A 23,318-nucleotide genomic window follows, 5' to 3' on the forward strand; every position below is an offset into this window, starting at 1 on the left:
AGTACTTAGTCATGCAGATCCCCCGTGCGCGATGTATGCGCGATTGCAATGACTCTGTGGACTTCCCCAGCGTATGTTTTCTTATGTTCTATAACCGACGACCGGCGCTTCCTTCCTGGAATGTCGCCGTTGTAACCTTTTGTCAGTCTTGAAATTGATGCGCCTGTGACAATGGATCATCCGATCCGAGCGGGAGGATCGGGATCCAGGCGCCCCTTTGCACGGCGCTTGGCCAAAAATTTCGCAGTTCGGTGATCATGATTATGGCGCCGACGGGGCCGCGATACGGACGCCGGCCGCCTTGGGGAGTCAGCGGTCTTGCCGTCGCGGGCGCCGCCGCCACGTCGCGCTCAGGCGCGGCCGGGGCGTGGTCCCGCCAGCATCGGTCCATAGGCCAGCGCGAAGCCGCCATAGGCCAGGGTCCAGAACGACGCGGCCAGGACCAGGAGCCCAGCCTGATAGCTCGGCGCAGGCGCTTCGGGTGGTTCAACATGGCGCCGACGTCTTCACCGCCCCGCCGAACCCGCACAAGGGCGGCGGCCACTAGGACGAGACGCCCCTGGGGCGGACGCGAGGAATTCGCATTCGCTTGCTCCAGAGCAAGGTCCGCCCGCCTCGGCCGGTCTATCGGTGGCCGCGAGCGGGCGGGTCGCCCGCGCCCAGACAAAGGTGAGTGAAGATGTTGAAGTCCGTTCTCGTCGCCGGCGCCATGATCGGCGTCGTGGCGATCGCCGGGGCCGCCGGCGCGGCCGAACTGCAGGTCAAGATGCAGAACCAGGGCTCGCAGGGCATGATGGTGTTCGAGCCGGCGAACGCCAAGCTGAAGGTGGGCGACACCATCCGCTTCATCCCGACCGACGTCGGCCACAATGTCGAGACCATCCCCGGCATGTGGCCGGCCGGCGTCGCGCCGGTGAAGGGCGTGATCGGCAAGGAAGTGGTCGTGAAGGTCGCCAAGTCGGGTGTCTATGGCTTCAAGTGCACGCCGCACTGGGCGATGGGCATGGCCTTCGTGGCCAAGGTCGGCGACGGCAAGCCGAACGCCGCCGAGGCCGAAGCCGCCATCGCCACCGCGCCGACCATGGCCAAGAAGCGCCTGGCGGCCGACTTCGCCGCGATCAAGTGAGGTCGCGAAGGCGCCGCCGCTCCGGGAGTGGCGGCGCTTTCGCTTTCTGGCTGTGGAAAGCTCAGCCCGCTTCGGCGAGGTTCGTCAGCACGTCCAGCCGGCGAACAACGATGCGGCGGCGGGCGCTGGCGGTGACGCCGCGCTCGTCCCAGGCCGCCAGCGTCCGGCTGACGGTGTGCAGGGGCGAGCCCGCCATTTGGCTGAAGACCACGCGCCCGGCCGCCAGCGGCCGCACGGTTCCGGCCCCGAGCACATCGGCGGCGGCGATGTCGTCCAGATGGCTGGGCCCCTCCATCGCCCATACCTACGAGCGGGTGGGGAGCTTCTTCGAGACCCTGATGCGCGAGGTCGATCTGGGCACCCGCCGCCCCGCCGTCGGCAAGGCCGCGACTCCGGTCGCGGCGGAGTCGAGCCATCGAACCGGCGTGCGTTGCTTGCGCGCCGGTTCAGACCTCGCCGCCGATCCGTTCGACCTCATCGGCCAGGGCGGGCAGATCCAGGACATGCAGGGTCCGGCCGGTCTGGCGCACGATGCCGAGGCCCGCCAGGCGGTTCAGCTCCCGCGTCACCGGCTCGCGCTGGCTGCCCAGCAGCGTGGCGAGTTCGGCGTGGGTCGGGCAGGGGTTGATCACCGCCTGCCGGCCGTCGGTGCTGGCGGCGCTGGCCATCCGCAGCAGTTCGATGTCGACCCGGCAGGCCACCGACACGGCGGTCAGCTCGAACAGCCGGTCGGTCAGGGACCGCGCCAGGCCGGCCATGTCCTCCAGCAGCGCCTTCATGAAGCGCGGCGATTCTTCGAACAATCGTCGCACCAGAGACTGCGGCAGGCGCGCCAGGCGGGAGTCTTCCAGCGCCACGATATTGACCGAGCGAGGCAGGCCGTCGATCGCCGAGATCTCGCCGAAATAGCTGCCGGCGGTGATCCGGCGATAGCCGACCTCGCGCCCGGACTTGGCGTACTGGTTGGCCAGGAGCACGCCGTCCAGCAGCAGGTAAATTCCACCCTCGCGGTCGTGTCTTTGCAGAATCATTTCGCCCTTGCCGTAGGTCAGGGTCTCGATGACGCCGCCCAGCGCTTCCACCTCCGGATGCGACATGTGGCGAAACACACGATTTGCGCGATAGTCTTTAGGCGAAGCTTCTTTCGGCGTATGGGACGGCGAGGGGGCGAGCGATGGGGAAAACGTTTTCATCGAAGGACGCTCCTGCTGTCGATCAGGGTCGACGTATGGATAGCCGACAGCGGTACAAGGCGTTTATCAGCTATAGTCATCGTGATCGCAAAGCCGCTCAATGGCTGCATCGCGCGCTGGAGACCTATCGGCCGCCGCGCCTTGTCGCCAAAGGACCTGGCGAGGTTGCAAGCGCCACGCTGCGTCCGATTTTCCGCGACCGGGACGAGCTGAGCGCCTCGTTCGACCTCAACGAAGCCATCCGGACCGCGCTCGATCATTCCGACGCCCTCATCGTTCTGTGCTCCGAGGCCTCCGCAGCCTCGCGCTGGGTCGATCAGGAGGTGGAATATTTCCTGAAGACCCGCGCCGTCGAGAAAACCATTTGTGTGATCACGCCGGAAGTCGGGGCCAATACTGACCTCGCCGCGATCCTCCCGCCATCCCTGCGCGCGGCGCTGCCGCCGGGTGTGGAGCCCTTGGCGGTGGACCTGCGCAAGAACGGCGACGGCCGCCGGCTGGCGCGACTGAAGATCGCCGCGCGGCTGCTCGGTGTGGCCCTCGACCAGCTGGTCCAGCGCGACGCCCGGCGGCGCCTGCAGCTGATGGCCGGGTTCACCACGGCGGCGGTCGCCCTGGCGATCGGCATGGGGGCCATGACCGTGGTGACCTTGAAGTCCCGCCAGATCGCCCGCGAGCAGCGCGACGAGACCGAGGCGCTGGTGGCCTTCATGCTGGGCGACCTGCGCGAGCAGCTGGAGCCGGTCGGACGCCTGGACGTGCTGGACAGCGTCAGCGCCAAGGTGCTGGCCTATTATGGCAAGGCCCAGACCGATCGCCTCGACGACAAGGCCCTGGCCCAGCGCGCCAAGGCCCAGACCCTGCTGGGCACGATCCGCGACCAGCGCGGCGATCTCGCCGGAGCCCAGAACGCCTTCGCCCAGGCCGCGGCGACGACCCACATCCTGGTGCAGCGCTACCCGCAGAACGGCGACTACATCTTCGACGAGGCCCAGAACGTCTTCTGGCTGGGCTACATGCAGTGGCGGCGCGAGGACCTGACCGGCGCCGAGCAGCACTTCCGACGCTACGGCGAGCTGGCCCAGAAGCTGGTGTCCCTGAACCCCGATCGCGCCGATTGGCGGATCGAGGTGGCCTACGCCAAGAACAACATCGCCACGCTGTATTACGAGCAGGGCCGGCCGGCCGAGGCCCTGGCGGCCTTCCGCGTCGCCTCCTCGGTGTTCAAGGGCGAGCTCGCCCGGACGCCGAAGGACCAGACGCTGGTCCAGGGCCTGGCCAATTCCTACGCCTGGTCGGCGGACTGTCTGATGCGCCTGGTGCGCCCGCGCGAGGCTTTCGTCGAGCGCCAGGCCGCCGTGCAGCTGCTGGACGCGGCGCTACGGGCCAACCCCACCGACAAGCGCCTGGCGGCGCGCGCCGTCGCCGCCGAGGTCGCCCTGGCCCGCCTGGAGCTGGATCTGGGCCGGCTGGACTCGGCGAGGGCCCGGTCGGAGCAGAACCTGGCGCGCCTGCGCAGCCTGTCGGCCCTGGACCCGACCAATGCGCGCTGGCGCGAGTACCTGGCCGCCAGCCTGATGGATGCGATCGACCTGGCCCTGTCGGCGGGCCGCCTGAGCGAGGCCCAGAAGATCCACGCCGAAACCAGCGCCCTGATCGCCAGGCCGGCCGCCGGAGACAAGGCTGAGCCCTGGGCCGCCAAGACCGAAGGCCGCCTCCAGCAGCTGGGGATCATGCTCGCCAAGCGGGCCGGCGACACCGCCAAGGCTCGCCAGCTGGCCGAGGCTCTGGCCGCGCAGCTGAAGGCCACCGTCTGGCGCAAGGAGCTAGGAGCCGTCGGCCTCTATGCTTCGGCCGAACTCGAGGCGGGGCGACCCGCTTCGGCGATCGATATCCTTTGGAGCCAGCGCGCCTCCATGACGCCTGGCAACCGCGACACGCTGGCGCGCGCCCTGATCGAGGTCGGTCGTCGGGGCGAAGCCGCGGCTATCGTCCGCGATCTGGAAAAACAGGGTTACGCCCACCCCGGTTTCCTTGCATTTTGGCGAGACTCCCTTCCTGGTGGAGCTTCCTTTCGGGAGGCGCAATCATGACTGAACACAGGCCTATGAAGATTGTTGAAATCGTTATCGGCATCGAGGGGCCGCGCTACAATTTCCTGAACTACGCTGATCCCACGGATCCCAAGCGGCTCAAGCTGGATCTCTCCGAACGATGCGAACTGTTCTTCCGCTATACCGACGAGCTGATGAACGAGGGATGGCGGTTCCAGGCCCGGCCGATCCGCATCGCCGACGACTACGGCGTCAACTTCTCCAGCTACATGTGGGTGGACGTTCTGCCCGACGAGACGGAGCTTCCGCCCCGGAGCGCGTTCAAGATCATCTATGAATGCAACCGGATGGGCATCTACACCTACAGCCTGTTCATGCTCGACCCGCTGGGCCAGAAGATCGACTTGGATCCGGACATCGAGAACGGCACCGGGCGGATTCCCTGAGCCTCGAGACGCCGTTCAATCCTGACGAGATCGCCGCGCTGATCCGGCGCGGCGAGATCCTCGCCGCCTACGATATCGCCCACGCCGCCCTGGCGTCGGACTCCCCGCCCCCCGAGGCGGCCTATTCGGCGGTGCTGTGCCTGGCGCGGGCGGGCGCCCTGGACTTCGCCCGTTCGGAATATGTCCGGCTTGGCCTGGCGGAGCGGGACGATGCTGACGCCATCGCCCTGGGCGCGCGGCTCTTGAAGGACGTGGCCCTGGGCAGCCGGGGCGAGCGGCGGGTCGCGTTCGCGCGGGCCTCGCTCGCGCGCTACGAGGCGCTGTCCCAGCGGTTCGGCGGCGTCTATGGCGCGATAAACGCGGCCACCATGACCCTGGTCGCCGGCGACCGGATCGGCGCCGCCGAGCGGGCCGCGGCGGTGTTGCGGGCGAGCCCGACGCCTGGCCTGTCTGGCGAAGCGGCCTATTACGAGGCGGCCAGCCAGGCCGAGGCCCTGTTCCTGGTCGGCGACGGCAAGGCCGCCCGCGCGCGCCTCGAACAGGCGATGACCTTCGCCCCGCGCGCCTACGCCGCCCACGCCTCGACCCTGCGCCAGATGGAGATGCTGTGCGGCGAGGTCGGGGCCGATGCGGCCTGGCTGAAGCCGTTCCGCCCGCCGGCCTGCGCACATTTCACCGGTCACATCCTCAATGTCTGCGAGGCGGAGCTACGGGAGCGGATCGGCGCGGCGCTCAGCGCCGAGCGCGTGGGCTTCGGCTATTGCGGCCTCGCCGCGGGCGCGGACCTGGTGTTCGCCGAGACCCTGCTCGACACCGGCGGAGAGCTGCACGTGGTCCTGCCCGTCCACCGCGCCGCGTTCGTGAAGGTGTCGGTCGCGCCCTCCGGCGAGCCGTGGGTGGCGCGTTTCGAGCGCTGCATGGCGCGCGCCGCCTCGATCCGCTACGCCTCGCAGGATCCCTATCTGGGCGACGACCAGGTGTTCGCCTACGGCAGTCAGTTCGCGATGGGCTGCGCCGTGTTGCGGGCCCAGACCCTGGCGACGGAGGCGGTGCAGCTGGCCGCCTGGGACGGGCGGACGGCGCCAGGCCCCTCCGGCGTCGCCGCCGACATGGCCTATTGGACGCGGAGCGGGCGCCGGGCCGTGGTGATCCCGGTCGACAGGCCCGCTCCGGCGCCGCCTGCGCCCCCGTCGGCGGCGTTCGGCTCGCGCGCCATGAAGGCCATGCTGTTCGCCGACGTCCAGGGCTTCGGCGCCCTGCGCGACGACCAGATCCCGGCCTTCATGGATCGGGTCATGGGACGGCTGGCCGAGGTGGTCGAAGGCCTGGCGGCGCCGCCGCGCCACATCGAGACCTGGGGCGACGGCCTCTTCCTGGTGTTCGACCAGCCGATCGACGCGGCCCTGGCGGCGCTCGATCTGCTGGAGGCCTATCGCGCGGTCGACCTGAGCGCCTTTGGCCTGCCGCGCAGCCTGGGCCTGAGAATCGGCGGCCACTACGGGCCAGTGCATCTGCGGACCAACCCTTTGACCAAGGCTCCCGCCGTCGTGGGGGCGAACGTCGTCGTGGCGGCCCGCATCGAGCCCGACGCCGCCCCGGGCTCGGCCTATGTCAGCGAAGCCCTGGCCGGGGCGCTGGCGACGTTCCACGAAGACCGCGTCCGCTGCGGCTATGTGGGCCGCACCCAGGGGCGAAAGGGCTTTCCGGCCACGCCGATCTTCAATCTCTCCCGCGCCTGACCGCAGCGCGAGCCCGCGAGAAAAATTGCTATTTTTCTCGATGTGAAAATCCGCACAGTCAAAACCAGCTTCACCGGAGATTGTCTGGGGGTCGACCGGCGGCGTCAGGAGCCTCTGCCCTGCAGCCACCGGCCGCGTGAACCGACCTAGGGCCCGGCCACCCGCCGGTCGGGTCCCTTTTCTCAAACCGCTCCGGGGCAGGGCCCCGGCCTGATCGGGAGTCGCGCGATGTCCCAGACCAACCCCGCCTTGGCCAAGGCCGACGTGGGCAACACCTTCCTCCGCCACGCCCTGACGATCTGGGCGCGCGAGCAGGGCGTCGCCGAACCCAACCTGTCCGACGTGGCGCGAGACGTCCTGACCTTCGCCCAGTCGGTTGTGCGCGACAACAGCGGCGAGCAGGTGCTGAGCGCCTGACGTCGCTGGCGCGGACCGACGCCTGGCCAAGCCTTGCTCCGGTCGCCGATCCTGAGCCATCCGAGCGCCGGCGCGACTTGTTCTTCGCCTGCGTTTCCGACAGCCTCGCCTTTCTCTACGACTTGGCCGTGACCCAGAGATGCTGAAGACCGACCTTCTCGCCCTGCTGAGCGTTCTCGACACCCCCGTGGTCTTCGCCGCGGCCCTGGGCCTGGCGCTGGCCGCCGCCGTCGTCGCGGGCTGGCTCGCCGGCTATGCGATCCGCCTGCGGTCTCAGCTGGCGGAGTCGCGGCGGGACGTTGTCGTCGCGCGCACCGCCCTTGACAGCGCTATCGTCGAGACGGGCTTGACGCGCGCCCGGCTGGGCGAGGTCGAGGACGCGCTCGCCAAGGCCGAGGCCAAGGCGACCGAGTTGGAGGCGCGGCTGCAGCCCGAGATCCAGATCGAGCGCGGCTTCGGCGAGAGCCGGTTCGAGGCCGCCAACCGCGTCCTGCGCGACGCGCTGCGCGACCGCCCGCAATAGGCCGGCCGCCCTGCGGGGTTCAGCGCGGTTTGCGGGCCTTGATCTCTTCGGCGGACAGCTTGCGGATGGCGGTGACCGGATAGCGCTGCACGCCGATCGCCTCCGGGACGATGATCGTGGCGTCGGAGCCCGCGCAGATCCAGGAGCCGCCCCGTGACTCCACGCCGATCCGCTGCGTCCAGTCGATGTCCGGAGAGGGCGCGAACAGGGTCAGCCGATAGACGTCCCGCCTGACCGAGACGTCCACCGTCTCCTTGTCGACCGCGTTGAAGCCGTCGACGTCCTGGGCCCGAAAGCAGGCGCGCTCGGCTTTTGGCGCGGCGGGCTTGTCGGCTTGGGCGGCGGCGACCGCCGGCGCGGCGGCCAGCGCCACGCAGATCGCGGCGCAGAGGTTTGAGTGACGCATGTCATGAACTCCGTCGAGCGCCCGCCCGCGTGAAGCTTCGCGCCAAAGCGCGCGGCGCTCAAGCCTCCGCTGCGGCGTTCCCGGGCTTGGCTGAGCGCAGGATCGCCAGGCCGAGCAGCGCCGAGGCCAGCGAGCCGACCAGGACGCCGATCTTGGTCTCGTCGATCAGCTTGGGATCGTTGAACGCCAGGCCGCCGATGAACAGGCTCATGGTGAAGCCGACGCCGCACAGCACCGCCACGCCGTAGAGCTGGGCGATCGAGGCCCCCGCGGGCAGCCGCGCCCACCCCATGCGGATCATGCCGAAGGCGACGCCGAACACGCCCAGCTGCTTGCCCAGGAAGAGGCCCAGGGCCACGCCCAGCGGCACGGGGTCGAGCAGGGCGGCCAGCCCCATCCCGGCGAAGGACAGGCCGGCGTTGGCGAAGCCGAAGATCGGGGTGACGCCGAAGGCGACGGGCTTGTGCAGGGCGTGCTCCAGCCGGTGCAACGGGCAGCGGTCGTCGGCGCGCAGAGGGATGGTCAGGGCCAGGGCGACGCCGGCCAGGGTGGCGTGGACGCCCGACTCCAGCACGAACCACCACAGCACGACGCCGAGCAGTAGGTAGGGCCACAGGCTGTAGACCTTGAGCCGGTTCATAATCACCAGGGCCGCGAGCACCGCGCCCGCGCCGGCCAGCGCCATCACGTGCAGTTGGTCGGTATAGAACAGGGCGATGATCACGATCGCCGCCAGGTCGTCCATGATGGCGATGGCGGTCAGGAAGATCTTCAGCGAGGCCGGAACGCGCGGCCCCATCAGGGCCAGCACGCCCAGAGCGAAGGCGATGTCTGTGGCCGAGGGGATGGCCCAGCCGGCGACGCTGTCGGGATGGCGCAGGTTGAAGAAGAGGTAGATCGCCGCCGGCAGGGCCACGCCGCCCAAGGCGGCCGCGCCGGGCAGGATCACGTCGGCGAGACGCGACAGCTGGCCGTCCAGCACCTCGCGCTTGATCTCCAGGCCCACCAGCAGGAAGAACAGGGCCATCAGGCCGTCGTTGATCCAGTGCAGCACGCTCTCGTCCAGATGAACCGGGCCGAGGGCGAAGCCGAGGTGCGTCTCCAGGGCCGCGAAATAGGCCGGCGCGAGCGGCGAGTTGGCGACGACCAGGGCCAGGGCGGCGGCGACCATCAGCACATAGCCGCCCGCGGCCTCGTTCTGAAGGAAGTGCGCCAGCGTCTCGCGGGCGCGGCGGCTGATCGCGCGCAGGGCCATGTCAGAGCCTCTTGAGGAAATGATGGGCCAGAGCGAGCCCCAATAGGCCAAGGCCGCACGCCCCGTAAGCCCCGGTCGCCAGGAAGCGTTCCCAGGGAATGTCCAGCCGCGCGAAAGACTTCGCGAGGAGCAGTGAGATGCTGCCCAGGTACCCGAACGAGTCCGCGACATAGATCAGGAAACCGGCCGTGCCGACCTTGCCCGTGGCCGCGATCATGCGATCGAACAGCATGGCGTTGAACGGCGTGTAGCCCATGTAGAGCCCCGCGCCGGCCAGGATCATCCACCAGCCGGGCGCCAGGACGTGAAGCTGGTAGGCCAGGGTCGCGCCGCCCAGCAGGACGAAGCCCAGCGCCACGAAGCCGAGGTTGAAGCCGACGGCGCGGCGGTTGTCCTTCACGCCCATCAGGGCGGCCAGGCCCGCCAGCACGATCGCGGCGACCGGCAGCTCCGACAGGGTGAAGATCGCTGCGGCGTTGCTGTAGCCCAGCTCGGCCCAGATCTCGGCCGAGAAGTTGTCGCGGAAGTCCCGCAGCGCCGTCAGCATCACATAGACCGCGATCAGCAGGATCAGCGCCGGGGCGTGGGCGGCGAACAGGGCGGCGCGTTCCTTGGCGTCCATCGGCGCGCGCCGCACGCGCTCGGCCTCGTCGGCGGGGCTGGGCGGCGGCAGCTGGGCCAGGGCGGCCACGGCGACCAGCATCAGCGGCGCGAAGATCAGGCCCGACAGCGCCGGCATCCAGCGTTCGTCGACACTGGCCAAGAGCAGGCTCTTGCCGACCGACTTGGCCACGCCCGACGACAGGATGAAGCTGGCGCACAGCATCGCCCCGAGCACCTCGGTCAGGCGCCGCCCCTCCAGAAAGCCGAACACCAGGCCCCAGATCATGCCCAGGCACAGGCCGTTGAGGTAGAGGGCCAGCGGTCCGGCCAGGGCGGGCAGCAGGCCAAACAGCGCCAGCGATAGCTCCGCGCCGGCGATCAGCGCCAGGATCGCGCCCGCGCGGCGTCCGGGCCGCATCTCGGAGATAACCTTGACCCCGATGAACTTGGCGGTGGCGTAGCCGGCCACCTGGGCGATCACCAGGGCGATCTTGAAGTCGAAGGCCAAGGACCAGCCGGCCGGGTGCGCGTAGGCGGCGGCCGTGAACGGCTTGCGATAGCCGAACATCGCGAAATAGACCGCGAAGGACGACAGCCCGCCATAAAGCGCGAACACCCAGGGCGGCGCGACGGAGAGGTAGCGGGTGATCCGGCCGCCGGTCGATGTGGTCGCGGCCGTAGCCTCCATGCGTGTCGCTTCCCCTCGACGGCGATCGGCCTTCAGCTAGCCCGCTTCTTCCGTCTCCCGCAATGGCCGATGGCGCGCCTGGGCCAGCCGCTGCTCGGAGACCTCGCCCAAGTCCAGCCAGTCGGTGAACGGCAGGCGATAGGCGCGGTCGAGGAACTCGGCCTGGAACCGGAAGGGCAGGCCCGCGTCGCTGTTCCACAGCATGACGATGCCGGTCTTGGTGGCCGGGTCGAACACCATGGTCGAGCGGTAGCCCGACACTGCGCCGCTGTGGCCGATCACGCGATGGCCGCGATAGTCGAAGCTGCGCATGCCTAGGCCATAGCCAGCGTGCCTGATCTCACGCGCGAACGGCGTGCGGCCGTAGGGTGCGGCGGTGCCTATGCGCGGGCGCTGGGCGGCGTCCAGCACGGCCGGCGGCAGGACGTCGGGGCGAAGACCCATCTGGGCCTGCATCCAGACGGCTAGGTCGACGATGGTCGAGTTCACGCCCGCCGCGCCGGGCACCCGGTAATAGGCCTCGGACATCGGCAGCAAGCGGCCTTCGCGATGTGGGCGCGCCCAGCTCTTGGCGTTGATCAGACCGGCCTGGCCGATCGAGGCGGTGGTCATGCCGAGCGGCGCGAAAAGCTTCCTCTGCACGGTGAGGGCGTAGGCCTCGTGGGTGCGGGTCGTCAGGATCTCAGTGATCGTGTCGTAGGCGACGTTCTGGTAGGTGTGGCAGCGCCCGGGCGCGCAGGCGACCGGCACGTCGCCGAGGGCGTGGCGGATCACCGCCGGATCCTGGCCGTCCTCCAGCCGATCGTCATAGGCGTTCTTCGGCAGGCCCGTGCGCTGCGACAGCAGTTCCTCGATCGTCAGCTCCCGCTGGGCGTCGCGCGGCAGGCGCAGGGTCGTGTGGAAGGTCTCGACGGGCTCGTCCAGCGACAGCAGGCCGTCGGCGGCCAGCTTGGCGGTCAGGGTCCCGGCGACGGTCTTGGACAGCGAAGCCCAGCGGAACACGGTGTGGGCGTCGACCGGCTGGCCGTCCTTGGCCGAGGTCAGGCCATAGCCCTGGACGAAAGACAGCCGGCCGTCCTCGACGACGGCCACAGCCAGGCCCTCCATCGAGTGGTGCGACGCCATCTGCGCCAGCCGCTGGTCGAGCGCGCGGTAGTCGATGCGGCCGCGCCAGTCCTCAGGCTTGCTCGGCAGCACGATCGGAGCAGGCGCGGGCGCATGGGCCGAGGTCAGGGCGGCGATCGGCGTCTCGGCGCGGAAGTGGAACGCCAGGGCCGCGCAGGCGACCAGCACGCCCAGCCCGCCAGCCGCCAGCCACTTGCGGCGCGACATCTTGGGGGCGGAGATCGGGTCCTGCGGGTCCGACAACGGCGATCGACTTTCGGCGGCGAGAGGGAGAGGGCCTGTTCTTATGGGGGGAGCCGCCAGCCGCGCCAAGAGGCCAAGGCGTCGCGTCGTCCAACGGTCCACAAACAAAGCGGGCCGCAAACAAAAACGCCCCTCGCGAGGGAGGGGCGTCTTCGATCCGGTGGAGGCCGGAAGCCTTAGGCGGCCTTGACCAGCGACTTGGTCAGGATGCCGATCGCGGCTTCGCGGTCGATGCGCTCGATGGCGGCGACTTCGCGGGCCATGCGGTCCAGGGCCGATTCATACAGCTGGCGTTCCGAATAGGACTGTTCCGGCTGGTTCTCGGCGCGGTGCAGGTCGCGGACCACCTCGGCGATCGAGATCAGGTCGCCCGAGTTGATCTTGGCTTCGTATTCCTGGGCGCGGCGCGACCACATGGTGCGCTTCACGCGGGCGCGGCCCTTCAGGGTGGTCAGCGCCTGGCTGACGGTGCCGCCCTCGGCCAGCGGGCGCAGGCCGGCGGTCTTGGCCTTCTTGGTCGGCACGCGCAGGGTCATCTTCTCGTGGTCGAAGGTGATGACGTAGACTTCGAGCGACATGCCGGCCACTTCCTGGGTCTCGATCGCCTGAATGTTGCCCACGCCGTGCGCGGGATAAACGACGTGATCGCCGACCGAGAATTCCAGACCAGTCTTGCTCATGTTCGTCCTCATCAATACGGACCCGCGGGGCCCGAACGCCGTCTTCTGTCCCAAACCAAAGGCGACAGCTTCCCGCTCCGCGGAATACTGGTCGCGGGGCCAAGCCTGTCAGGATTTGGAATAGAGCTCTAAGACACCCTTCGCCTTCATCGGCGGGCCGGCCAGAATGAACTCTGAAGCCGGCTTCTTCGCCAAGACGGACCGTCGCGAAGAACCGCAACCGTCACGTCGGCGAAGACAATAGCATAAAATTCAGCCCGAAGAAAGGGTTGCGTCCAGCCACGCCGGATCGCCCCGCCAAGCTTTCGCATCGCGGCGGGGTTGCAAGCTTCAGAATTCGCGGGGCGATCAGGAGCCCTTGCCGGGCTTTTCGCTGAAGTACTTCTCGAACTTGCCGGTCTCGCGCTCGAACTGTTCGCGGTCTTCCGGGGGCACGCCCTTGACCGTGATGTTCGGCCAGACCTTGGCGTAGTCGGCGTTGATGCGCAGCCACTTGCCGTCCGACTCGTCCTCGGTGTCGGGCTTGATCGCGTCGACCGGGCACTCGGGCTCGCAGACCCCGCAATCAATGCATTCGTCCGGATTGATGACGAGGAAGTTCTCGCCTTCGTAGAAGCAATCGACCGGGCAGACCTCGACGCAGTCCATGAACTTGCAGCGGACGCAGGCGTCGGTGACGATATAGGTCATCGAAAACTCGAATGAGATCGGGGACGGAGTTCGGCGGGCGCGTTTTCGAAGCCTCGCGGCCGCTTGTCAATGCGGCGTGATCGCGTACGGGCCCAGGAATTCTGAAGACGAGGCCAGCCGGCTCGCCTTTTGGTCGCAGGCGGACGGTTGCAAACCATTTCTTATGGAAGCCCGGCGACGATGCCGCGTCTCAAAGATTCAATAAAATCAATGTCGGAAACCCGACGGACGGAGGATGGCGCCCTGGCGACCGTAGTCAGCATCAAGGACCAGATTCGAGCGGGGGACGCGGCGCGCGCCCGCGCGCTGGCCTATGGCGCCTTCGTTCGCGACGCCCCGCTCCCGGCGGCCCTGCTGGATGGCGATCTCGTCCTGGTGGCCGCGAGCCCGGCCTGGATCGCGCAAGGCGTCGCGCCCGACGTGGCGGTGGGCGGCGACTGCGGCGGCCTGGTGGGAGCGGATGATCGCGGCGCGCTGCTGGCCTGCGTGCAGGAGGGCGTCGATTTCTCGCGCGTCCTGCCGTCGTCGACCGGAGACGGCGCGCACAAGGTCTGGCGCATCGAGTTCAACGCCTGCCGCGACGCCGAGGGCCAGATCTATGCGGTGATGGTGACCGCCCGCGACGTGACCGGCTACGCCGAGAACGTGCTGCGCGCCGAGCGCGACGAACAGCGCTTGCGCATGGCGCTGGAGCTCGACGATCTGCTGGTCCGGGAGTTCGACCTGCGCACGGGCGAGCTCTACTTCTCGGACACCGCGCCCGAGCTGCGCAAATGGTGCGTCTTCAAGGACGATCCGCTGGAGGTCGTGCATCCTGACGACCGCCAGCAGTGCGCCGAAGTGGTGGCCCTGCGCAAGAATGGCGAGGCGCGGGTGCTCGAGTTCCGCCTGAACCGGGACGACGGCGTCGAGACCTGGGTCCGATCGGTGGGCAAGGTCTTCGTCGACCAGGACGGCCAGCCCGAGAAGCTGGTGAACCTTTTCAAGGACATCACCGACCGCCGACGCCAGACCGAGGCCATCGAGACCCTGGCCTTCAAGGATCCCCTGACCGGCCTGCCCAACCGCGCGCTCTTCCAGCACCGCTTCAACGAGGCGGCGGCCGCCTCGGAGGCGCTGGGCGAGATGTTCGGCCTGATCATGATCGATGTCGATCACTTCAAGGACATCAACGACACCCTGGGCCACGACGCCGGCGACGCCCTGCTCAAGCGCCTGGCGGGCATGTTGCAGCGGGCCTTCCGGTCGGGCGACACGGTCGCGCGGCTGGGCGGCGACGAGTTCGCGGTGATCCTGCGCGGCCTGCACAGCGAGGCCGACATGATGCGGCCGATCCAGACCCTGCAGGCGCTGCTGCGCCGCCCGATCGAGCATGCCGGCCGCAGCTTCACCGCCAGCGCCAGCATCGGCGCCGTGCTGCACGGCGATCCCGACGCCGATCCCGAGCACATGATCAAGAACGCCGACATCGCGCTCTATCGCGCCAAGGCGGCGGGGCGGAACCGCAGCATCGTGTTCGAGCCGTCGATGCGCTCCGAGGTCGAGCGGCGGATCGAGCTGCTGCGCGACGTCCGCGCCGCCCTGGCCCAGAAGGAGTTCACGCTCTTCTACCAGCCGGTGATCGACATCCGCGAGAACCGCGTCGCCGGCTTCGAGGCCCTGATGCGCTGGGAGCATCCCGAGCAGGGGATTCTCACCCCCGCACGCTTCATGCTGGCCTTCGAGGACCAGGAGCTGTCGCTCAGCCTGGGCGACCTGGCCCTGGAGGAGGCGCTGGGCCAGATGCGCGCCTGGCTGGACCAGGGCGTCGAGTTCGGGCGGGTCGCGGTCAACATCTCGGCCGCCCAGTTCCGCAGCGGTCACCTCGCCGAAGAGATCCAGGAGCGCCTGGCGCGCTGGAACGTGCCCAGCCAGCGGCTGACGATCGAGGTCACCGAGAACGTCTATATGGGCTGGGGCTCGGACGTGGTCAGCGAAACGGTCCGTCGGCTGCACGCCTCAGGCGTGATGATCGCCCTGGACGATTTCGGCACCGGCTACGCCAGCCTGGCCAATCTTCGCCAGTTTCCGATCGACCGCCTGAAGATCGACAAGTCCTTCGTCCAGAACGCCGAGGACGAGGCCATCGTGAAGGCCGTGATCACGCTGGGCGCCTCGATGGGCATGAAGGTGGTGGCCGAGGGCGTCGAGGACGCCGCCCAGCTGGCCATCCTCAAGCGCTACGGCTGCGACCAGATTCAGGGCTACCACTTCGGCCGGCCGATGCCGGCGGAAGAGGTGGCCGGGTTCCTCAAGGGCTTTGGCGCTTGATCGGCGAGGGCGCGCCGATGCGGCCTTCCTGGACCGGCCAGAACTGGTCGCCGGTGACGATATACAGCGGCTGCCGGTAGGCGAGGCTGAGGAACACGTGGGTCTCGACCGGGGTCGGCGAGACGACATGGCTGGCGACCAGGCCGGCTCCCCCGGCATTGGCGGGCGGCGGCTGCAAGGTCAGGCAGCTGGCCGACAGCGCATCCACCTGCTTGACCGTCTGGCCGTCGGCGCTGATCGAGAAGCGATAGTGGCCGCCCACCGGAACGGCGCCGCGGGTCGGGCTGGGCGACAGCAGCCAGACCAGCCAGCCGTCGCTGGTCGGATCCTTGGCGACCACGCTGTTGAAGGTTCCGGCGCACGGCCTGGGCGCGATCCTTGCGGCGGTCATGCGCGCGGCGAAGGCGGCGCGCGCCGGTTCGCTCAGGACGCGGTCGGACGGCGCCGTTGGCTTGCCGGCGCCCTTGGCGGTGACCTCGACGTCGAAGGCGAGCTCGGGACCCTGGCCGGCGTCGCGCACGAAGCGGACGGTCTCGGCGTCGCCATGGCCCTCGACGACCCAGCCGATGATCTTCTCCTTGGCGGGATCCTTGATCTTGGCTGTCAGCGCGTCGCTGGCCAGCCAGGCGGCCCGGTCCTGGCGGTAGATCGTGGCGCCCAGCTGCTCCAGCGTCCGGGTGTCGAACGCCCGGATGGGCGGCCGCACAGTCTCTGCCGCGAGCGTGGGCGCGGCCACGACCAGCGCCAGGCCCAGCAGGCCCGAGAACAGACGCGACGCCATCTACCCCTCCGCGTAAAACTCCACTCAAGGTAGCGATCCGCGCGGCCGCGTCTAGCCCTCCACGGCCTCGTAAAGGCCCCGCGCCTCGGACGCGGGCCCGCGCCGTTCGCCGCAGTCGAGCACGCGGATCGCGATCAGCCGCCCCGCCAGGCCGAACACCAGCACGTCGCCCGGCTTCAAGGTCCGGGACGGCTTGTCGATCCGGCTCTCGGCGCCGGCGCGGGTCAGGCGGATGCGGCCTTCGTCGACGAACTTGGCGGCCAGGGACCGGGTCTTGAAGAAGCGGGCGCGCCACAGCCAGACGTCGGCCCGAGCAGCCTCCTTGCCGGCGTCGTTTCCGCCAGCCTCGCTCACGACGCCGCCTGCTTGGCGGCGGCCGGCTTGCGGCGGCGAGGGCGTTTGCGGCGCGCGGGCGGAGGCGGCGGCTCGGTCAGCTTGGCCAGGGCCGCGAACGGCGAGTCCGGCCGCGCCTTGACCGGCTTCTGTTCCAGCTTGGCCGCGCCCCGGCGCTTCCAGACGATCGGCTGGTCGGGCTTGGCGCGGATAGCGGGGGTGTAGTCGAGGGCCCGCAGCACGGCCGAGGCCTGGGCGGCGGTCCAGCCCAGCTTTTCCAGCGCCGCCTCGGTCAGCACCACGCCCCCGGGCCGCTGCTCGGCGCGCAGCAGCGTGTCGAGCGCTTCGAGCTGCTCGACCGGAACGCTGCAGCCCGCCACGGCGCGCAGGCCGCTGGCGGAGAGCTCTCGGGCCGAGGGCTCGGGCGACGGCAGTTTCTCCAGCGTCGTCAGGGCGCCGCGCCAGGCGGAAGGGTTCAGGGCTCGCGCGCAGGCGATGGCCTCGGCCCGCAGCACGCCGGGGCAGTAGAGGCTGAAGGCCCCGATCCGAACGCCCAGGCTCTTCAGCGTGCGCCGCTCGGCCTGGCTCAGCGCCTTCAGTTCGGGATCGACCGGACGCTTGTCCAGCACGCCGCCGGCTTCGAGCAGTCGGTGGGCGATCCCGCGCGGCAGGCCCTTCAGCTCCCCGCCGGCCAGGGCCCGTTCCAGCTTGCGCAACGGGGCCAGATGTCGATCGACCTCGGACGCGAGGAAGGCGTCCAGCCGCCGTTCGGCCCGCTCGCGCACGGCGGCGGGACCCAGCTCGCCCAGCAGGCGGGCGCGGGGCGAAAGCAGCGGCAGGTCGCGACGGACGGCGCCGGCCGCCTCGCCGCGCCACAGGATCATGCCGTCGGGCGTCAGGGCGAAGGCGTCGTCGGCCTCGCTGGCCAGCACGCCGAGGCGGCGGGCGATCTCGGGACCGACCGCGCGCTGGGCGGCGTTGCGCAGGGCCTTCTCTTCCAGCGGCGAGGCGCCCTTGGCCGGGGTGAAGGCCACGCCCGACAGGTGGCCGACCACGTGGCCCTCGACGGTCACCTCGCCGTCCTGGCCGACGCCGGCATAGAGGGTCTCACGCTCGCCGAGCTGTTTCATCAGCACGCTGGTGCGGCGGTCGATGAACCGAGCCATCAGCTTTTCGTGCAGGGTGTCGCTGATCCGGTCCTCGAGCTGGCGGGTCAGGCCCTGCCAGTGGGCGGGATTGGCGACCCAGTCCGGCCGATTGGCGATGTAGCTGAGCGTGCGCACGCCCGACAGGCGCGCGGCCAGGCTGTCGATCTCGCCGTCCGTGCGGTCCAGCGCCTTGAACTGGCCGCCCACCCAGTCCTCGGGCAGGCGCTTGCGGCCCGTGGTCAGGTCGTCGAACAGGGTGCGCGCCATGCGCTGGTGCTCGTCGTCGGTGGTCTTGCGGAAGTCCGGCGTCTGGCAGACCTCCCAAAGGCGGATCAGGGCCGAGCGGTCGGTCTTGCAGCGCTTGATGACGTCCTCCTGCTGGGCCAGGGCCCGCAGGGTGCGCTCGTCCAGGGCCTCGTCCGACAGCTTCAGGCCGCCGCGCTGGGGCGTCTCGGCCAGGGAGCGCAGCAGGCCCGGCAGCGAGCCGAAGTCGAGGCGGGCGTTGCGCCACTCGGCGGCGACGATGGGCTCGAAGGTATGGCTTTCCACGGCCTCGACGAGATCCTCGTCGATCTCCTCGCAGTCGCCCGTCACCCCGAACGTGCCGTCCCGGGTGTAGCGGCCGGCGCGACCGGCGATCTGGCCGACCTCCTGCGGATAGAGCCAGCGGGTGCGCTTGCCGTCGAACTTGCGCAGGCCCGCGAAGGCCACGTGGTCGACATCCATGTTCAGGCCCATGCCGATCGCGTCGGTGGCGACCAGGAAGTCGACCTCGCCGGACTGGTAAAGCGCCACCTGCGCGTTGCGGGTGCGGGGGGACAGCGAGCCCATGACGACGGCCGCGCCGCCGCGCTGGCGGCGGATCAGCTCGGCGATGGCGTAGACCGCGTCGGTGGAGAAGGCGACGATCGCCGTGCGGCGCGGCAGGCGGGTCAGCTTCTTGGAGCCGGCATACGAGAGGTTGGAGAACCGCTCGCGGCTGACGATCTCGGCGTCGGGCAGCAGGCGGCGGACCAGCGGCGCCATGGTTCCGGCGCCCAGGAACATGGTCTCGAACTTGCCGCGCGCGTGCAGCAGGCGGTGGGTGAAGATGTGGCCGCGCTCGGGATCGGCGCACAGCTGGATCTCGTCGACGGCCAGGAACTCGACCTCGCGGGCCAGCGGCATGGCCTCGACCGTGCAGACGAAATAGGCGGCGCGGGCGGGGACGATCTTCTCCTCGCCGGTGATCAGGGCGACGCTGGCCTTGCCGCGCAGCTTGACGACCCGGTCGTAGATCTCGCGCGCCAGGAGGCGCAGCGGCAGGCCGATCATGCCCGAGGCGTGGCCCAGCATCCGCTCGACAGCCAGGTGCGTCTTGCCGGTGTTGGTGGGCCCCAGGACCGCGGTCAGCTTCGAAGGGGCCAGGCCGGTCGAACGGTCGCTCATGATCCGAAAGTGGGACGGGAATCGTGCCGGGGCAAGCGTGGCGGCGAGCGGCCGATGACGTTAAGGTCTCCGCCGATGGAGGGGATCATGACCGCATCGGATCGGGAAGCCTTCGCGCCGCTCCTCGGCGGATGCCACTGTGGCGCGGTGCGCTATCGGATCAGCGCGTCGCCGCGCCGGCATTCGCTGTGCTGCTGCGTCGATTGTCGCCGCAGCGCGGGCGCGCCCCTGGTCGGCTGGGCGTGCGTGTCGGAAAGCGATCTCAGCGTCACCGGCCAGACCGCCGGCTACAACTCTTCGGGCGATATCGAGCGCGCCTTCTGCCCGCGCTGCGGCACGGGCCTGTTCTACCGTAGCGCCTCGCTGTTCCCGGGCGAGGTCGATGTCAGCACCGGAACGCTGGACGACCCGGGCGCTCTGCCGCCGACAGAGGTCATCCAGGTCGCCGACGCGCCGCCCTGGTGGGAGACGATCGGGTCGCTGCCTCGCCACGCGCGGTTTCCCGGCGAGGGATAGGCGACCCGACCCTCGGCGTCAGGCCGTGACCGCTTCCAGGGCCAGGCGCAGGCGGCGGAAGGCGGTGGTCAGGCCCGAGGCGGCCAGCGACAGGCGATTGCCGTTGCGCAGGCGGCGGTTGGCCTCGGCATATTCCCCGCGGTTGATCAGTTCAGCCACTTCGACGGCGGCCTGGTGGAACTCGCGGTGGGCCTCCACGCAGTTCAGATAGGTGTGGTTGCCGGCCCAGCGCTGCTGGAGCGGGCCGTAAAGCCATTGGCCGGACCCGCACTGGCGTTCGGCGCGAAGGGCGGCGGCGTCCACCGACCGCCGTTCAGCAACCGCGTCCCTCAGTTCGTCATAGATCTTGGTGTGCGCGTGCGCGTGTTCAGTAAGGTCCATCGCTAAACCCTAGGGTTGGCTCACATCGGTCCGCGCTTTTTTGAAAAACCCTGGTTTATACTCCGTAACCGCTCAGCGTTAACTTGGACCCGTCGTGTGGAAGCCTCTGACGCGTCTGTGGACGAAGCGGCTCAGCGGGCGAAGACCACCTTTCCGTCGACGATCGTCAGAACCGGCTGAGCCGTCAGGATGGCCTTGGGCGCGATGGTCATCAGGTCCTGGTCGAAGGCCGTCAGGTCGGCCTTTTTCCCGGCTTCCAGCGTGCCGAGGTCCTTCTCGCGGAACGCCGCATAGGCCGGCGCCCAGGTGAGCATCCTCAGCGCCTGGGCGCGGGTGACGGCCTCGTCCAGATGCCAGTCATCGTTGGCGAAGCCGTCCAGCGAGTGACGGTAAACGGCGGCGTAGAATTCGATGCGCGGATCGCCCACTTCCACGGGGGCGTCCGAGCCCGCGGCGACCACCACGCCGGCCTTCAGGAAGTCGTTCCAGCGATAACCTTCGTGCAGGCGACCCTTGCCCAGGCGCGCCGGCGCGAAATAGAGGTCGCCGATCGCGTGGCTGGGCTGCATCGAGGCGATGACGCCCAGCTTGGAAAAGCGGGGCAGGTCGGTGTCGGCGACGATCTGGGCGTGCTCGATCCGCCAGCGGGCCTTGGTGTCGCCTGCCAGCGCCTCCTGGAACCAGTCCAGCGTCATGCGGTTGCCGCGGTCGCCGATGGCGTGCATGGCGACCTGGGCGTTCACGGCCTTGGCCTGCTTCATCAGGGCCAGGCCCTGGTCGCGCTGGGTCAGCTGTAGGCCCAGGCCCTCGGCGTCGCTGTATGGCTCAAGAAGAGCCGCCCCGCGCGAGCCCAGGGCCCCGTCCATGTAGAGCTTGATCCCGCGCACGCGGATCAGGCCGGTGGCGTCGGTCTGCGGCCCCTTGGCCAGCACCTCGGACGCGCCGCTGGGGTCCATGTAGTTGTCGACACGGATGTGGAACTGACCCTTGGCCGCCTCGTCGCGCAGCAAAGCCAGGTCGTCGGCCGTGACGCTCATGTTGCCCAGACCCGTCCAGCCGCGCGAGGCGTAGAGCTGGCCGGCCTTGCGCAGGGCCTCGCGTTTCAGGGCTTCGCTGGGCGGCGGGATGACGCCCTCCACCAGGCTCTGGGCGTGGTCGATCAGCATGCCGTCGGGCTGGCCGTCGGCGCCTTTCAGGATCTGGCCGCCGGCGGGGGCGGGCGTCGCGGCGGTGATCCCCGCCTTGGCGAGGGCGGCGGTGGAGGCGACGCTGGCGTGGCCGTCCGAGCGGCCCAGCACCACGACCCGGCCGGGCGCGGCGGCGTCCAGGTCGGCCTTGGTGGGGAAGCGCTTCTCGGGCCAGTGGGTCTCGATCCAGCCGCGCCCGTAGATCGCGCCCTCGGGGTGGGCGGCGGCGTAGGCCTTCACTGCGGCGACCAGTTCGGCGACCGACTTCACCTGGTCGAGATTCAGCGTCAGCTCGCGCAGGCCGATACCGGTCAGGTGGGCGTGGGCGTCGACGAAGCCCGGATAAGCGGCCGCGCCCTTCAGGTCGATGTTCCGAACGCCCTTGGCCGCCTTGGCCTTGGCGGCGGCGAGGTCGCCGACGAACAGGATCCGGTCGTCGCGGATCAGCACCGCCTGGGCGGTCGGCGCGGCGTCGACGCCGGTATGGATCGGGCCGCCGTGGATCAGGATGTCGCCCGCCTTGGCCGTCGAAAACGACGTGAAAGCGAGCAGGGCGGCGAGAGCGAGGCGGCGCAAGGGCGATCTCCGGCGGCGAGTGTCTCAAAATCGTAAGGGCGGTTCTTCGCCGGGGGCAACAGGCCTGCTATTTTTCTTCCCATGCCGACCCAGGGTTTCGCCCTTTTCGACACCAGCATCGGGCGCTGCGGCCTCGCCTGGGGCCCCGGCGGCCTGATCGGTCTGCAGTTGCCGGAGGCCACGCCCGGCGCGGCCTGGGGGCGTCTGCGGCGGCGCTTCCCCGAGGCCGTGGAGTGCGAGCCCCCGCCCGAGGTCGAGGCGGTGATCGAGCGCATCCGCGACCTGCTGTCGGGCGGTCGCGACGACCTCGCCGACGTGCCGCTGGACCTGGGCGGCCAGTCGGCCTTCAACCTGCGGGTCTATGCGATCGCGCGCGCCATCGCCCCGGGCGAGACCACCACCTATGGCGAGGTGGCCAAGGCCATGGGCGAGCCGGGCGCCGCGCGGGCGGTCGGCAAGGCGCTGGGCGAGAACCCCTGGCCGATCGTCGTGCCCTGCCACCGGGTGCTGCCGGCGTCCGGCGGGATCGGCGGGTTCTCGGCCCCCGGCGGCGGGACGACCAAGGCCCGGCTGCTGACCCTGGAAAAGGCCAAGACCGACGCCGTTCCGACCCTGTTCGATCTTGAGTTCTCGGTGGCCCCGCCGCGGGGCCGGTAAGGGCTCATCGTTCTCGATACCACGGCCTTCCTCGCCCTCGTGGCGAGGATCCATGGCTCGGCTTGGCTAAACCTATGGCCATGGGACCCGCTATCTGCGGAGCCCCATTGTCGCGCATCGGCTGCCGAGCACTGGGCCCTAGGCACAAGGCCTAGGGAGGCGGGATCAATTTCGGCAGAACCCCACCCTTAATGCCCGCTAACGCTTGGCCGAACAGGGGCGAAACGAATCAGGACCGAATCGGCGACGTTCGCGAATTCGATCTTTGTTCCCTACAAGCTATTGTAGCCTAATTCGCGTTAACCACAAATCGAAGCTTCGCCGGCCGGCCTATTTGGCCGCCTGTTCCACCGGGCAATCGGCCGAGACGCGCTTGGCGCTCATCACGCCCGCCAGGGGCAGGCCGTTGATGGTTTTCATGTGGATGTTCAGGGTGAAGCTCTCGGGCGTGTACGAGCCGTCGGCCGTCACCGGGGCGACGCGGTCCTTCTTGTCGGTCCAGGTGCCCTTCAGCTTGATCTTGCCGTTGGAGACGACATTGGTCGTGTAGTCGCAGCGGTACTTCTTGGTGCAGATCCCGCGCGAGAACTGCTCGACGTCGGCGGGCTTCAGGCACTTGCTCTCGCTGCCGGCGGGAATCGGCCCGACCCGATAGTCGTACTCCCAGTGGCCCGGGAGAATCGTCCGCGCGGCGGCGGGGGGCGCAGGGGCCTGCCGGGCCTGGCTGGACGCGGCCATGGGCAGGGCGGCGGCCAGGGCCAGGACGGAAGCGGCGAGGGCGGTCGAACGCATACGGCGGGTCTCCTTCATGCC

23 protein-coding genes are annotated in these 23,318 nt (G+C 69.5%); 9 read left to right on the plus strand and 14 right to left on the minus strand.

Features of this window, described 5'->3' with window-relative positions:
* Positions 1-679 precede the first annotated feature (679 nt).
* A complete protein-coding gene (locus DI526_RS11315; RefSeq protein ID WP_304277665.1) occupies positions 680-1,126 on the plus strand; it encodes a pseudoazurin in 447 nt (148 codons plus the stop codon).
* A gap of 61 nt (positions 1,127-1,187) precedes the next feature.
* On the opposite strand, the gene DI526_RS11320 is transcribed toward DI526_RS11315, so the two are convergent.
* Positions 1,188-1,421, minus strand: a complete 234-nt coding sequence (locus DI526_RS11320; protein WP_304277667.1) for a hypothetical protein — start codon at positions 1,419-1,421, stop codon at positions 1,188-1,190.
* Positions 1,422-1,572: 151 nt separating this feature from the next.
* Positions 1,573-2,319 (minus strand): Crp/Fnr family transcriptional regulator, encoded by a 747-nt coding sequence (locus tag DI526_RS11325; protein ID WP_304277669.1) that lies wholly within the window; start codon positions 2,317-2,319, stop codon positions 1,573-1,575.
* A gap of 35 nt (positions 2,320-2,354) precedes the next feature.
* Here DI526_RS11325 and DI526_RS11330 point away from each other — a divergent pair, with 35 nt between their 5' ends.
* The 5 genes from DI526_RS11330 to DI526_RS11350 all read left to right on the plus strand — a co-directional run bounded on the left by DI526_RS11330 (position 2,355) and on the right by DI526_RS11350 (position 7,498).
* Positions 2,355-4,412 (plus strand): toll/interleukin-1 receptor domain-containing protein, encoded by a 2,058-nt coding sequence (locus tag DI526_RS11330; RefSeq protein ID WP_304277671.1) that lies wholly within the window; start codon positions 2,355-2,357, stop codon positions 4,410-4,412.
* A gap of 14 nt (positions 4,413-4,426) precedes the next feature.
* Complete coding sequence (locus DI526_RS11335) at positions 4,427-4,819, plus strand: hypothetical protein (protein WP_304277673.1); 393 nt, start codon at positions 4,427-4,429, stop codon at positions 4,817-4,819.
* A complete protein-coding gene (locus DI526_RS11340) occupies positions 4,711-6,558 on the plus strand; it encodes an adenylate/guanylate cyclase domain-containing protein (RefSeq protein WP_304277674.1) in 1,848 nt (615 codons plus the stop codon). Before DI526_RS11335 ends, DI526_RS11340 begins: the two co-directional genes overlap by 109 nt.
* A gap of 228 nt (positions 6,559-6,786) precedes the next feature.
* Positions 6,787-6,975, plus strand: coding sequence for a hypothetical protein (locus DI526_RS11345; RefSeq protein WP_304277676.1), 189 nt, complete (start codon positions 6,787-6,789; stop codon positions 6,973-6,975).
* Positions 6,976-7,114: 139 nt separating this feature from the next.
* On the plus strand, positions 7,115-7,498 hold the full coding sequence (locus DI526_RS11350; RefSeq protein WP_304277677.1) for a hypothetical protein: 384 nt from the start codon (positions 7,115-7,117) through the stop codon (positions 7,496-7,498).
* Between the two features lie 19 nt (positions 7,499-7,517).
* Here the strand turns inward: DI526_RS11350 and DI526_RS11355 are convergent, their stop codons facing one another.
* The 6 genes from DI526_RS11355 to fdxA all read right to left on the minus strand — a co-directional run bounded on the left by DI526_RS11355 (position 7,518) and on the right by fdxA (position 13,188).
* Positions 7,518-7,904 (minus strand): DUF6491 family protein, encoded by a 387-nt coding sequence (locus tag DI526_RS11355; RefSeq protein WP_304277678.1) that lies wholly within the window; start codon positions 7,902-7,904, stop codon positions 7,518-7,520.
* Between the two features lie 58 nt (positions 7,905-7,962).
* The gene (gene nhaA / locus DI526_RS11360) at positions 7,963-9,159 is read right to left on the minus strand and encodes a Na+/H+ antiporter NhaA (protein ID WP_304277679.1); all 1,197 of its coding nucleotides are present in this window, start codon (positions 9,157-9,159) and stop codon (positions 7,963-7,965) included.
* A 1-nt stretch (position 9,160) separates the two neighbouring features.
* Positions 9,161-10,450, minus strand: coding sequence for a DUF5690 family protein (locus tag DI526_RS11365; RefSeq protein ID WP_304277680.1), 1,290 nt, complete (start codon positions 10,448-10,450; stop codon positions 9,161-9,163).
* A 36-nt stretch (positions 10,451-10,486) separates the two neighbouring features.
* Entirely contained in the window at positions 10,487-11,818 is a 1,332-nt protein-coding gene (locus tag DI526_RS11370) for a serine hydrolase (protein WP_304277682.1), read from the minus strand.
* Positions 11,819-11,994: 176 nt separating this feature from the next.
* Positions 11,995-12,498 carry a CarD family transcriptional regulator gene (locus DI526_RS11375; RefSeq protein ID WP_013080781.1) on the minus strand — a complete coding sequence of 168 codons (504 nt, stop codon included), beginning with the start codon at positions 12,496-12,498 and terminating at the stop codon, positions 11,995-11,997.
* 348 nt (positions 12,499-12,846) lie between these two features.
* The gene (gene fdxA, locus DI526_RS11380; protein WP_304277687.1) at positions 12,847-13,188 is read right to left on the minus strand and encodes a ferredoxin FdxA; all 342 of its coding nucleotides are present in this window, start codon (positions 13,186-13,188) and stop codon (positions 12,847-12,849) included.
* 210 nt (positions 13,189-13,398) lie between these two features.
* On the opposite strand from fdxA, the gene DI526_RS11385 reads away from it, so the two are divergent.
* Complete coding sequence (locus tag DI526_RS11385; RefSeq protein ID WP_304277689.1) at positions 13,399-15,498, plus strand: bifunctional diguanylate cyclase/phosphodiesterase; 2,100 nt, start codon at positions 13,399-13,401, stop codon at positions 15,496-15,498.
* On the opposite strand, the gene DI526_RS11390 is transcribed toward DI526_RS11385, so the two are convergent.
* The 3 genes from DI526_RS11390 to DI526_RS11400 are packed head-to-tail and all read right to left on the minus strand — an operon-like array spanning position 15,479 to position 19,188.
* Entirely contained in the window at positions 15,479-16,279 is an 801-nt protein-coding gene (locus DI526_RS11390) for a hypothetical protein (RefSeq protein WP_304277691.1), read from the minus strand. The genes DI526_RS11385 and DI526_RS11390 overlap by 20 nt on opposite strands.
* A 51-nt stretch (positions 16,280-16,330) precedes the next feature.
* Complete coding sequence (locus DI526_RS11395) at positions 16,331-16,633, minus strand: RNA-binding S4 domain-containing protein (RefSeq protein ID WP_304277693.1); 303 nt, start codon at positions 16,631-16,633, stop codon at positions 16,331-16,333.
* Entirely contained in the window at positions 16,630-19,188 is a 2,559-nt protein-coding gene (locus DI526_RS11400) for a helicase-related protein (RefSeq protein ID WP_304277694.1), read from the minus strand. Before DI526_RS11400 ends, DI526_RS11395 begins: the two co-directional genes overlap by 4 nt.
* Positions 19,189-19,275: 87 nt before the next feature.
* Between DI526_RS11400 and DI526_RS11405 the strand changes: the two genes are divergently transcribed.
* Complete coding sequence (locus DI526_RS11405; protein WP_304277696.1) at positions 19,276-19,704, plus strand: GFA family protein; 429 nt, start codon at positions 19,276-19,278, stop codon at positions 19,702-19,704.
* Between the two features lie 18 nt (positions 19,705-19,722).
* On the opposite strand, the gene DI526_RS11410 is transcribed toward DI526_RS11405, so the two are convergent.
* Entirely contained in the window at positions 19,723-20,085 is a 363-nt protein-coding gene (locus tag DI526_RS11410) for a CZB domain-containing protein (RefSeq protein WP_304277698.1), read from the minus strand.
* Between the two features lie 131 nt (positions 20,086-20,216).
* The gene (locus DI526_RS11415; protein WP_304277700.1) at positions 20,217-21,848 is read right to left on the minus strand and encodes an amidohydrolase; all 1,632 of its coding nucleotides are present in this window, start codon (positions 21,846-21,848) and stop codon (positions 20,217-20,219) included.
* Positions 21,849-21,929: 81 nt separating this feature from the next.
* On the opposite strand from DI526_RS11415, the gene DI526_RS11420 reads away from it, so the two are divergent.
* On the plus strand, positions 21,930-22,505 hold the full coding sequence (locus DI526_RS11420; protein WP_304277702.1) for a methylated-DNA--[protein]-cysteine S-methyltransferase: 576 nt from the start codon (positions 21,930-21,932) through the stop codon (positions 22,503-22,505).
* 330 nt (positions 22,506-22,835) lie between these two features.
* On the opposite strand, the gene DI526_RS11425 is transcribed toward DI526_RS11420, so the two are convergent.
* On the minus strand, positions 22,836-23,297 hold the full coding sequence (locus DI526_RS11425) for a DUF3617 family protein (protein WP_304277704.1): 462 nt from the start codon (positions 23,295-23,297) through the stop codon (positions 22,836-22,838).
* Positions 23,298-23,318: the final 21 nt, after the last annotated feature.

The organism is Caulobacter segnis (assembly GCF_003243465.1).
Lineage (GTDB): Bacteria > Pseudomonadota > Alphaproteobacteria > Caulobacterales > Caulobacteraceae > Caulobacter > Caulobacter segnis_A.

Coding starts and splice junctions, on each gene's coding strand:
- DI526_RS11315 (WP_304277665.1), top strand. CDS start 680: ATGTTGAAGTCCGTTCTCGTCGCCGGCGCCATGATCGGCGTCGTGGCG.
- DI526_RS11320 (WP_304277667.1), bottom strand. CDS start 1,421: ATGGAGGGGCCCAGCCATCTGGACGACATCGCCGCCGCCGATGTGCTC.
- DI526_RS11325 (WP_304277669.1), bottom strand. CDS start 2,319: ATGAAAACGTTTTCCCCATCGCTCGCCCCCTCGCCGTCCCATACGCCG.
- DI526_RS11330 (WP_304277671.1), top strand. CDS start 2,355: ATGGATAGCCGACAGCGGTACAAGGCGTTTATCAGCTATAGTCATCGT.
- DI526_RS11335 (WP_304277673.1), top strand. CDS start 4,427: ATGAAGATTGTTGAAATCGTTATCGGCATCGAGGGGCCGCGCTACAAT.
- DI526_RS11340 (WP_304277674.1), top strand. CDS start 4,711: ATGCAACCGGATGGGCATCTACACCTACAGCCTGTTCATGCTCGACCC.
- DI526_RS11345 (WP_304277676.1), top strand. CDS start 6,787: ATGTCCCAGACCAACCCCGCCTTGGCCAAGGCCGACGTGGGCAACACC.
- DI526_RS11350 (WP_304277677.1), top strand. CDS start 7,115: ATGCTGAAGACCGACCTTCTCGCCCTGCTGAGCGTTCTCGACACCCCC.
- DI526_RS11355 (WP_304277678.1), bottom strand. CDS start 7,904: ATGCGTCACTCAAACCTCTGCGCCGCGATCTGCGTGGCGCTGGCCGCC.
- nhaA (WP_304277679.1), bottom strand. CDS start 9,159: ATGGCCCTGCGCGCGATCAGCCGCCGCGCCCGCGAGACGCTGGCGCAC.
- DI526_RS11365 (WP_304277680.1), bottom strand. CDS start 10,450: ATGGAGGCTACGGCCGCGACCACATCGACCGGCGGCCGGATCACCCGC.
- DI526_RS11375 (WP_013080781.1), bottom strand. CDS start 12,498: ATGAGCAAGACTGGTCTGGAATTCTCGGTCGGCGATCACGTCGTTTAT.
- fdxA (WP_304277687.1), bottom strand. CDS start 13,188: ATGACCTATATCGTCACCGACGCCTGCGTCCGCTGCAAGTTCATGGAC.
- DI526_RS11385 (WP_304277689.1), top strand. CDS start 13,399: ATGTCGGAAACCCGACGGACGGAGGATGGCGCCCTGGCGACCGTAGTC.
- DI526_RS11390 (WP_304277691.1), bottom strand. CDS start 16,279: ATGGCGTCGCGTCTGTTCTCGGGCCTGCTGGGCCTGGCGCTGGTCGTG.
- DI526_RS11400 (WP_304277694.1), bottom strand. CDS start 19,188: ATGAGCGACCGTTCGACCGGCCTGGCCCCTTCGAAGCTGACCGCGGTC.
- DI526_RS11405 (WP_304277696.1), top strand. CDS start 19,276: ATGACCGCATCGGATCGGGAAGCCTTCGCGCCGCTCCTCGGCGGATGC.
- DI526_RS11410 (WP_304277698.1), bottom strand. CDS start 20,085: ATGGACCTTACTGAACACGCGCACGCGCACACCAAGATCTATGACGAA.
- DI526_RS11420 (WP_304277702.1), top strand. CDS start 21,930: ATGCCGACCCAGGGTTTCGCCCTTTTCGACACCAGCATCGGGCGCTGC.
- DI526_RS11425 (WP_304277704.1), bottom strand. CDS start 23,297: ATGCGTTCGACCGCCCTCGCCGCTTCCGTCCTGGCCCTGGCCGCCGCC.